A 9,619-nucleotide genomic window follows, 5' to 3' on the forward strand; every position below is an offset into this window, starting at 1 on the left:
CCAGCAATCCCGTTCCGCTCAGACGGCTTCGACTTCGCGCACATCCGGCAGGAAGTGGCGCAGCAGGTTCTGGATGCCGTGCTTCAGCGTCGCGGTCGAGGAGGGGCAGCCCGAGCAGGAGCCCTTCATCGCGAGATAGACCGTGCCGTCGCGATAGCCGCGGAAGGTGATGTCGCCGCCGTCACCGGCGACCGCCGGGCGGATGCGGGTTTCGAGCAGGTCCTTGATCGTCTCGACGGTCTCAGCATCGGCGGGGTCGAAGAACTCGCCCTCCTCGATCACATCCGCTGCCGAGCCGGCTGCGAGGACCGGGGCGCCCGACATGAAATGCTCCATGATGGCGCCGAGAATCGCGGGCTTCAGATGCTGCCATTCGCCGTCCGACTTGGTGACGGTGATGAAATCGGAGCCGAGGAAGACGCCGGAAACGCCGGTGACGCCGAACAGGCGCTGCGCCAGCGGCGAACGCTCGGCGTCAGTGAGATCGCGCAGATCGAGCGTGCCGTCGGGCATGACGGCGCGACCGGGGAGAAACTTCAGGGTCGCCGGATTCGGCGTGGCTTCGGTCTGGATGAACATGGATACCTCCGGTACCGGCGATTCAAGGTCGCCGTTCCTGGCTCCGATATAGGCTGCCGGCTGGAATCATTCCAGCAGGAAGCAGTACCACAACCCGTCATTGCGAGCAGCGAAGCGACGAAGCAATCCAGGGGCGCCGGGTGGAACGCTCAGCCAAGCCCCCTGGATTGCTTCGCTGCGCTCGCAATGACGGGGAGAGCCGCCCGTCAGGCGAGGGCGTCGATCTCCTCGTCCTCGAGATGGCCCGGCACGATGGCGACGGGGATCGGGAAGCTCGCCGAGGATTTGCCGGCGAGCGCGCTGACGAGCGGGCCCGGCCCCTTGCTGCTCGTGCCGGCCGCCAGCACGAGCAACGAGATATCCTCGTCCTCCTCGATCAGCTTGACCAGTTCGTCGGCCTTGTTGCCGATGCGCACGACTTTCTCGGGTTCGAGTCCCGCAAGGGTCCGTACGGCGGCGGCGGCCGTCTCCAGTCGCTTCTCGGCTTCGGCCTCGGCTTCGGCCTGCATGACCTCACCGACGCCGAGCCAGGTCTCGTGCTCGGGCGGGGTGGCGACGCCGAGCAGGACGATCGCCGCGCCGACACGGGCGCAGCGGCGCGCGGCGAAGCGAATCGCCTTGCCGCATTCCTCGCTGCCATCGACCACGGCGAGGAATTTCGGGCGATGGCCCGTCTCGTAGGACCGCCGTCTCTTGACCATGAACTGTCCTGCCGCCGCTTCAGGGACGAGCATGGTGGCCTGCGCCGGCCCCCCGGCGCAAGTGCACCCTACGTTACCGGCTGCGCACGAAGCCGACGATGTCCTTGACCTCGCGCATGATCGGCGCCGCGATCGCATCGGCCCGATCGGCGCCCGCGCCGAGGATGTCGTCGATATGCTTCGGCTCCGCCAGCAGGCGGCGCATCTCGCCGGCGATGGGCGCGAGCTTCTCGACCGCGAGATCGACCAGCGCCGCCTTGAAGCCGGAGAACTGGCCGCCGCCGAACTGCGTGAGAACCGCCTGCTTCGACGTGCCGGAGAGCCCGGCATAGATGCCGACGAGATTCTCGGCCTCCGGCCGGCCTTCCATCCCCTTCTCCTCGGAGGGAAGCGCCTCCGGATCGGTCTTGGCCTTGCGGATCTTCTGGGCGATCGCCTCGGCATCGTCGGTCAGGTTGATGCGCGAATAATCGGAAGCGTCCGATTTCGACATCTTCTTGGTGCCGTCGCGCAGGCTCATCACGCGCTGGGCGGGGCCCATGATCATCGGCTCGGGCAGCGGGAAGAAGCCGAGCTCGCCGGTGCCGAGACCGCGTTCGGCGATCTGCGGCCCGAAATCATTGTTGAATTTCTGGGCGATGTCGCGGGTCAACTCGAGATGCTGCTTCTGGTCCTCGCCGACCGGGACATGCGTCGCCTTGTAGAGCAGGATGTCGGCCGCCATCAGGCTCGGATAGGCATAGAGGCCGAGAGAAGCGTTCTCGCGATCCTTGCCCGCCTTCTCCTTGAACTGGGTCATGCGGTTCATCCAGCCGAGCCGGGCGATGCAATTGCAGATCCAGGCAAGCTCGGCATGGCCGGGTACCTGGCTCTGGTTGAAGATGATGCTGCGCTTGGGATCGATGCCGGCCGCGATATAGGCGGCCGTGACTTCGCGGATGGCGCGCTTCAGGTCGGCCGGGTCCTGCCACATCGTGATCGCATGCATGTCGACGACGCAAAACACGCAATCATGCGTCTTCTGCATCGCGACCCAGTTGGTCAGCGCGCCCAGATAATTGCCGAGATGCAGCGTCGAGGTCGGCTGCATGCCTGAGAATACGCGCTGATGAAAACCCGACATGGGGCACTCCGTCGTCACGATGGAGAAGGGAAGCGGCGCTTCTGGCTCAACCCCGCCGCTTGCGCAAGGGGAGAGCACCGAAAGCCCCGAGCATCAGGCCCGCAGCGCCATAGGACGCCAGCCCGCCGAGGCAGAGCAGGCCAAGCCCCCCGACCCGATGCAGTGCCGGCTGATCGAAAGCCAGGAGCGTCGCCAGCAGCCTGAGCAACAGCTCCAATACGGCGAGCATGATAGCGCTGGCACCGAGGCTGGCGGCGATCGGCCGCAAGCTGCCGATGCTCGGGCGCCAGATTCCGTCCCGCAACAACGCTCCGCCGAGCAGGCAGGCCTGCGCCACGAAGGCGCATGTCGCTGCCAGAGCTGCCATTTCCGCCGCATTGCCCTGGTCTGCCAGGCTGAACCCGACGAAAGCGGCGACGAGCACTGCGACGCCGCCGGAGATCAGCGGCAGGCGCGGCGCCCGGCGCGCGAAATAGACTTGGCCGAAAACCTTGGCGGCGATGGCGAAGGGCAGGCCGTAGCCGAACATGGCCAGCGCCGCCGCCGTCCGGGCGCGATCGCCGGCGTCGAAGCGGCCATATTCGAACAACGCCGAGACGATCGGCTCGGCCAAGGCGACGAGCGCCGTCGCGGCGGGCAGGGCCAGCGCGAGGCCCAGCGCCAGAGCCTGCCCGAGCATGGCGTCGGGGCCCTCGCGATTCGCTGCCAGCGCCATGTCGGAGAGCACGACGGTGCCCATCGCGACCCCGACGAAGCCGAGCGGCAGCTGGAAGACGCGGTCGGCATAGTAGAGCGCGGCGACGGCGCCCGGCCCGGTCGAGGCAATCTGCGTCGCGACCAGCAGGACAAGCTGGGCGGCGGAAGCAGCGAGCAAGGTCGCGCCGCCGGTGCGAACGAGCCGCGTCATGTCCGGCGACCAGCGCAGGCTCGGGCGCGGCAGGCCGGGGCCACGCAGCGCCGCGAGGATCATGACGAGATGGGCGAGGCCGGTCAGGCTGGTGCAGAGAGCGAGCCAGCGCGCCCCTGCTTCCGGCTGCGTGTCGCTGGCGTGCAGCAGCAACAGGACGACGAGCAGGATCGCGTTCATCAGCGCCGGCGCCAGGGCCGCGACGGTGAAGCGCTTCTCGGCATTGAGCAGTGCTGCCAGCATGGCGGCCAGCGTCGTCAGGAACAGGAAAGGCAGCATCAGCCGGGTGTAGGACGCCGCCAGAGCCAGGGTTTCGGGCGCCTCGGCGAAGCCGCCGGCCAGGCCCAGCACGAGCCAGGGCGCGAACAGCTCGCCCAGGCCGACGAAGACCAGTAACAGCAAGCCGATCTGCCCGGCCGCCTCGCCGGCAAAGCCCAGCGCCGCCGCCTCGCCGCGCTCGCCCTTGATCGCGAGATAGAGCGGCACGAGGGGCGCATTGAGCCCACCTTCGCCCAGCACGCGCCGGACGAGGTTGGGCAGGCGCAGGGCCGCGAGGAAAGCATCGGCCACCGGCCCGCCGCCGAGCAACCGAGCGATCAGCACGTCGCGCGCGAAGCCGAGCAAGCGCGAAGCGATCGTGGCCGCGCCGACGACGGCGGAATCGCGAGCGAGGCGGGAGGGCTGTTCGCTCAAGGCCGGGGATTCCCGATCACAATCCGAAATCCTCGCGGAAGCGATCGATCTGATGCATGCGCCGGTGAAGGATCGTCACGATGCCGATATCGCCGTTCGCAAGCCTGCGCCAATACACGACATGGCTTTCATAGCGGAAGCTGAAGCCGTCGACCCCGAAATCGGCCGGCACCGGGCGGGAGAGCACGCCATGCGTCGCAATCCTGCCGAAAGCCTCGAAGAGTCCCTCGATATAGCGTTCCGCCTGCACGGCGCCGAACTGCTCCAGGGTGTAGCGATAGATCTCGTCCAGGCGGCGCGACGCCGCTTCCTGGATACGAACAGCCGTCACGCCCGTGCCTTGTTGCGCGCGATCACCTCTGCCGCCGTCAGGGGCCGGTAGCTGGAATCCGGCGCCGCGAAGGCATGGGTCAGCTCGGCCTTGAGCCGCTGGAAAGCCTCGCTTTCAGCGCGCTCCTTGTCGCGGCGAATCAGGTCGCGGACATACTCGCTGACATTCTCGTAGGGGCCGTCGTCACCGACCTTGCCCGCCACGAACTCGCTGAGCGCGCTGCCGATGCGCACGGTCATGGTCGTCGTTCGAGACATGGTTCGGGCTCCCTTATGTCTTCAAGATACACAATCTTGAAGACATAAGCCATCGCGGTGCCGCTCGTCTCATGCTCTCGTCAGAGGATGAACCGGCTCAGGTCAGCGTTCTTGGCGAGGTCGCCGATGCGGGCCTCGACATAGGCCGCATCGATCGTCACGGCTTCGCCGGAGCGGTCCGGCGCCGTGAAGGAAATCTCGTCCAGAATGCGCTCGATCACGGTCTGGAGCCGGCGGGCGCCAATGTTCTCGACCGTGGAATTCACCTCGACGGCGATGCGGGCGATGGCGTCGATCGCGTCGGGCGTGAAGGTGATGTCCACTTCTTCGGTGGCCATCAGCGCAACGGATTGCTTGATCAGGCTTGCTTCCGTGTCGGTCAGAATGCGCTTGAAATCCTCGATGTCGAGCGGGTTGAGCTCGACGCGGATCGGCAGGCGCCCCTGCAGTTCCGGCAGCAGGTCGGAGGGGCGCGAGACGTGGAAGGCGCCGGACGCGATGAAAAGGATGTGGTCGCTCTTCACCGCACCGTGCTTGGTCGCGACGGTGGTGCCCTCGATCAGCGGCAGCAGGTCGCGCTGCACGCCCTCGCGGGAGACGTCGGCGCCGCCCTTGCCCTCGCGGGCGCAGATCTTGTCGATCTCGTCGAGGAAGACAATGCCGTTCTCCTCGACCTCACGGATCGCCGCCTGGATGATCGCATCCTGGTCGATCAGCTTGTCGCTCTCCTCGGCGAGCAGCGGCTGGTAGGCGTCCTTGACCAGGACGCGCTTGGGCTTGCCCTTCTGGCCAAAAGCCTTGCCAAGCATGTCGGAGAGGTTGATCGCGCCGATCGAGGCGCCAGGCATGCCGGGGACCTCGAACATCGGTGCGGAGGCTCCGGCGCCGGCCGCGACCTCGACCTCGATCTCCTTGTCGTCGAGCTCGTTGGCGCGCAGCTTGCGGCGGAACGAATCGCGCGTCGCCTGGCTGGCATTGGCGCCCACCAGCGCATCGAGCACGCGCTCCTCGGCCGCGACATGGGCCTTGGCCTGGACATCCTTGCGCCGGCTGTCGCGCACCAGCGCGATCGCGACCTCCAGCAGGTCGCGCACGATCGATTCGACGTCGCGGCCGACATAGCCGACCTCGGTGAACTTGGTCGCCTCGACCTTGAGGAAGGGCGCGTTGGCAAGCTTGGCGAGGCGCCGGGCGATCTCGGTCTTGCCGCAGCCGGTCGGTCCGATCATCAGGATGTTCTTCGGCGAGACCTCCTCGCGCAGCGGCCCTTCGAGTTGCTGGCGGCGCCAGCGGTTGCGCAGGGCGATGGCGACGGCGCGCTTGGCGTCCCTCTGGCCGACGATGAAACGGTCGAGCTCCGAGACGATCTCACGAGGGGAAAAGCTGGTCACTGCTGGTACTCGCTATTGGGCTTCATCGTCTTATTGGGAAATCGGACGGCTTCGCTCCCGCTCGCCTTTGCGATGAAACGATCGAGCTCGGGAACGATCGCGCGGGGAGAATAAAGAAGTCATCATGGGAACCATGAAGCGGTGCAGGAGGGATGTCCGTGAATCGGTTTGGCCGTCACGGGCAGGCTCTCGTCTTCTCAGGTTGTATCGGCGGCAATTTATCAGCCAAGCGTCCCAATGGCAGACGCGGGACTACCGCGAGGCGCAAGGGTCGCCAGCAAACCGCGGAGCCCAAGATTCCGAGCGCTGCCAAAAGCAACCACAACAAGGGGCTCGATTGGCCAGAATCAGCACTTCGCCAAGCTGAGTAAGCGACTGATAGCCCTGAAGAAAGAATGGTTGCGCTGAACAGGATATTCCGCTCCAGAACCAAGCCAATGACGCCAAACAGGAGCAGAAGTACAGATAAGCCGATCATGTGCACGCTTGTGGCGGGTTCCGATTCCAAGCCCCCCAGAATCGCTTGTGAGCCAGCGACGCCGGCAAGCAGATACAGCCAATAAGCAACATCGCTTCGCCGCGTTGCACGGGACGGATCCGTGAGATCGTATCTGACGGCCAAGGCCACCATCACGAGACCAAAAGAGAGAGTAATTGGTAAGGCCCAGCGGTTGGTGGCTTCGGTCGACTGGTAGAACAAGAGGCTGAATGCGCCAATGAAGAATAGCGCAGACGCGACCGAGACGGCGAGCGGCACCCTAAAGCGCCAGTAGTAAAGGCCTACGAAAAAAGCCGCAAAGATCAAGCCGCCGCCGGTCCTAAGCGCTTGATGTGAATTGAGCGAAGCGGTTAGCGCGGTGGGCTCTTGGGCGATTTGTTTCACCAAGGGGTCTAAAAGCCCGCTGCTTGCGAAAAATGCTCCAGCGGAAAAACCGATGAGAAGCACGATGCTCGGCAAGGCCAGTCGAAAGGGGCGGCTGACGAGCTCGGCACACAGCCATGTAAAAAACATGACACTCAAACCACCGATCACCAGGCCGAAAACCAGCACAGATTTTCCAAATGCAAAGAGGGCCGCCGCTGAAGCAAGCGAGCCAAGCCACATCCGTATTCCGCCATTTTGCTGGAACTTGGCGTCAGCCACTTGGCGCTCGCGTGCGGCTTTATCCAGCTCTCGAAAAAATTCTGCGCTCACGCCGCCTCCAGCGTCTCGATGACGAGCGAATGGTTGGTGTAGACGCAGATGTCGCCGGCGATCTTCATCGCCTTGCGCACGATCGCCTCGGCATCGGGCTCGACATCGATCAGGGCGCGGGCCGCCGAGAGGGCGTAATTGCCGCCCGAACCGATCGCCATCACCGCGCCGTGCTCGCTCGCCTCAGGTTCGAGCACGTCGCCGGTGCCGGAGATCAGCAGCGAAACCTCCTTGTCGGCGACGAGCAGCATCGCCTCCAGACGGCGCAGATAGCGGTCGGTGCGCCAGTCCTTGGCGAGTTCGACGCAGGCGCGCAGCAACTGGGTCGGATATTGCTCGAGCTTCTTCTCCAGGCGCTCGAACAGGGTGAAGGCGTCGGCGGTGGCGCCGGCGAAGCCGGCGATCACCTCGCCCTTGGCGAGGCGGCGGACCTTGCGGGCATTGCCCTTCATGATGGTCTGGCCGAGCGAGACCTGGCCATCGCCGCCGATGACGACGCGCCCGCCCTTGCGCACCATCAGGATGGTGGTGGCGTGCATGACGGGGACATTGCTGTTTTCGGACATGAGATGGCTAACCGGGGATCGAGACGGGGCGGCGGGTCACGCCAAACATGTTCAGGCGGGGCGGCTCTATCAAGAGGCAGGCCGCTAGACCACCCCGACAGGCCGTTTAGCGGAAGGCGGAGCCTTCCCTTGAGTCAAGATACTCTCTCAAAGACAAGCCAGAGCTTTCGATATGGCCGGAAAGCCCTGCCAAGGATCAGTTCGATCCTGCTGCAGGCGAGTCCTTTCGCTGCGTTTAAACACCGGCAGGAAAACAGAGGATTTTCACTCCCTTAAGCTTTTAAGCAGTTTTTTATCATTAACGCCCAAAGGTCAGGATTTAGATCGGCTTCCATTGTCGGGAAGCCGCCTCGGGGCGCCATTCATGAAATCTATCCGCCTGAAAATCCTTGCCATGCTGGCCATCGTCGCCGGCGGGGCCATCCTCTCAGCGATCATCAGCCTGTACGGGCTGTACAAGGCCGACGACCTCAACACCCGCTCCGAAATCCAGGGCAATGTCGCTTTGCTGACCCAACGCATCAACGGCGTGGTCACGGCCGTGGTGATGGATTCACGCGGCGTCTACATGGCAAAGACGAGCAAGGAGGCCGAGCCTTTCGCCAAGGGCATCGAGGATCGCTTCCCGACGCTGCGCAGGTTCTCCGCCGATCTGCAGAAGGTCGCGCCGCCGGAAGAACGCGCTGTCGTCGACCAGATCGCCAAGGCTGTCGAGGAGTTCATCACCTTCCGGGCCGAGACCGCCCGGCTGGGCCGCGAGGTTTCACCCGCAGCCGCCAATGAACAGGGCAACAACGAAGCCAACCGCTCCAACCGCAAGGCCCTGAACGACCTGTTGATCAATTTCAGCCAGCGCGTCGAGAAGGCCAGCATCGCGGTCAGTGCCGAGGCGACCGCCTTTACCCGGCAGGTCCAGTGGCTGATGCCGATCGTGCTGCTGACGACGCTGCTGGCTTCGGTCGGTGTCGCGCTCATTTTTGCCCAGCGCTCGATCACCCGCCCGATCCTGGATCTCAGCCGGGTCATGGAGAAGCTGACCGCCGGCGATACCCGCATCGACGTGCCTCATGCCCAGCGCGGTGACGAGATCGGCACGATGGCCCGCGCCGTCTCCGTGCTGCGCCAGAGCACCGAGCAGGTCGCCCTGCTGCAGGAACAGGAGCGCGCTGCCGCCGCCGCGCGCCTCGCCCGGGCGCAGTCGATGGAAGCAGTGGTCTCGGATGTCGGCGAGGTCGTCGCCGCGGCCGCGGCCGGCGATTTCTCGGCGCGCCTGCAGATCGAGGATGCCGACGAGCAGATGCAGCGGCTGGTGGCCGGCATCAACGAGATCAACGCGGTGGTCGACGGCGCGACGACGGAGTTCGCCGGGGCGCTGTCTGCGATCGCCGGCGGAGACCTGACCAACCGGGTCGAGACGGCCTATCGCGGCCGCTTCGCCGACCTGAAGGGCGCGATCAACGAGACGGTGGATCGCCTCTCGGACACGGTCGCGACGATCCAGACGACCTCGGCCGATGTCGGCCTCGCCGCCCGCGAGATCAACATGGGCGCCGACGATCTGTCGAAGCGCACCGAGGAGCAAGCCTCATCGCTGGAGGAGACCGCCGCCACGACCGAGGAGCTCGCCGCCTCGGTCAAGGCCTCGGCCCAGGCCTCGAAGGATGCCGCCCGGATCGCCGACGAGGCGATGCAGGCAGCCGAGAATGGCGGCGCCATCGCCGGACAGGCAGTCGACGCCATGGCCAGGATCGAGAGCGCCTCGCAGAAGATCTCCGACATCATCCGGGTGATCGACGACATCGCCTTCCAGACCAACCTGCTCGCGCTCAACGCCGCGGTCGAGGCGGCCCGTGCCGGCGATGCCGGCAAGGGCTTC

Annotated in this window: 10 protein-coding genes; 1 reads left to right on the forward strand and 9 read right to left on the reverse strand. The window is 65.4% G+C overall.

Annotated features, from left to right (window positions below; genetic code table 11):
- Nucleotides 1-18 precede the first annotated feature (18 nt).
- The 9 genes from ASE61_RS23665 to hslV all read right to left on the reverse strand — a co-directional run bounded on the left by ASE61_RS23665 (nt 19) and on the right by hslV (nt 7,743).
- Nucleotides 19-579, reverse strand: coding sequence for a NifU family protein (locus tag ASE61_RS23665; protein WP_061971134.1), 561 nt, complete (start codon nt 577-579; stop codon nt 19-21).
- Between the two features lie 206 nt (nt 580-785).
- Nucleotides 786-1,280, reverse strand: coding sequence for a universal stress protein (locus ASE61_RS23670; protein ID WP_061971136.1), 495 nt, complete (start codon nt 1,278-1,280; stop codon nt 786-788).
- Nucleotides 1,281-1,353: 73 nt separating this feature from the next.
- Nucleotides 1,354-2,403, reverse strand: coding sequence for a tryptophan--tRNA ligase (trpS, locus tag ASE61_RS23675; RefSeq protein ID WP_061971137.1), 1,050 nt, complete (start codon nt 2,401-2,403; stop codon nt 1,354-1,356).
- 46 nt (nt 2,404-2,449) lie between these two features.
- Nucleotides 2,450-4,003, reverse strand: coding sequence for a murein biosynthesis integral membrane protein MurJ (gene murJ, locus ASE61_RS23680; RefSeq protein WP_061971139.1), 1,554 nt, complete (start codon nt 4,001-4,003; stop codon nt 2,450-2,452).
- Between the two features lie 16 nt (nt 4,004-4,019).
- Complete coding sequence (locus ASE61_RS23685; protein WP_061971141.1) at nt 4,020-4,334, reverse strand: type II toxin-antitoxin system RelE/ParE family toxin; 315 nt, start codon at nt 4,332-4,334, stop codon at nt 4,020-4,022.
- On the reverse strand, nt 4,331-4,591 hold the full coding sequence (locus ASE61_RS23690; RefSeq protein WP_061971143.1) for a type II toxin-antitoxin system ParD family antitoxin: 261 nt from the start codon (nt 4,589-4,591) through the stop codon (nt 4,331-4,333). The genes ASE61_RS23685 and ASE61_RS23690 overlap by 4 nt, the downstream gene beginning before the upstream one ends.
- An 80-nt stretch (nt 4,592-4,671) precedes the next feature.
- The gene (gene hslU, locus ASE61_RS23695) at nt 4,672-5,982 is read right to left on the reverse strand and encodes an ATP-dependent protease ATPase subunit HslU (protein ID WP_061971145.1); all 1,311 of its coding nucleotides are present in this window, start codon (nt 5,980-5,982) and stop codon (nt 4,672-4,674) included.
- A gap of 175 nt (nt 5,983-6,157) precedes the next feature.
- A complete protein-coding gene (locus tag ASE61_RS23700; RefSeq protein WP_156407204.1) occupies nt 6,158-7,177 on the reverse strand; it encodes a hypothetical protein in 1,020 nt (339 codons plus the stop codon).
- A complete protein-coding gene (gene hslV, locus ASE61_RS23705) occupies nt 7,174-7,743 on the reverse strand; it encodes an ATP-dependent protease subunit HslV (protein WP_274532901.1) in 570 nt (189 codons plus the stop codon). The genes ASE61_RS23700 and hslV overlap by 4 nt, the downstream gene beginning before the upstream one ends.
- Before the next feature lie 364 nt (nt 7,744-8,107).
- On the opposite strand from hslV, the gene ASE61_RS23710 reads away from it, so the two are divergent.
- On the forward strand, nt 8,108-9,619 hold a 1,512-nt coding region (locus ASE61_RS23710; protein ID WP_162260142.1), incomplete at its 3' end, for a methyl-accepting chemotaxis protein.

Origin of the sequence: Allobosea sp. Root670, from assembly GCF_001429415.1 — a bacterium.
Lineage (GTDB): Bacteria > Pseudomonadota > Alphaproteobacteria > Rhizobiales > Beijerinckiaceae > Allobosea > Allobosea robiniae.

Coding starts and splice junctions, on each gene's coding strand:
- ASE61_RS23665 (WP_061971134.1), bottom strand. CDS start 579: ATGTTCATCCAGACCGAAGCCACGCCGAATCCGGCGACCCTGAAGTTT.
- ASE61_RS23670 (WP_061971136.1), bottom strand. CDS start 1,280: ATGGTCAAGAGACGGCGGTCCTACGAGACGGGCCATCGCCCGAAATTC.
- trpS (WP_061971137.1), bottom strand. CDS start 2,403: ATGTCGGGTTTTCATCAGCGCGTATTCTCAGGCATGCAGCCGACCTCG.
- ASE61_RS23690 (WP_061971143.1), bottom strand. CDS start 4,591: ATGTCTCGAACGACGACCATGACCGTGCGCATCGGCAGCGCGCTCAGC.
- hslV (WP_274532901.1), bottom strand. CDS start 7,743: ATGTCCGAAAACAGCAATGTCCCCGTCATGCACGCCACCACCATCCTG.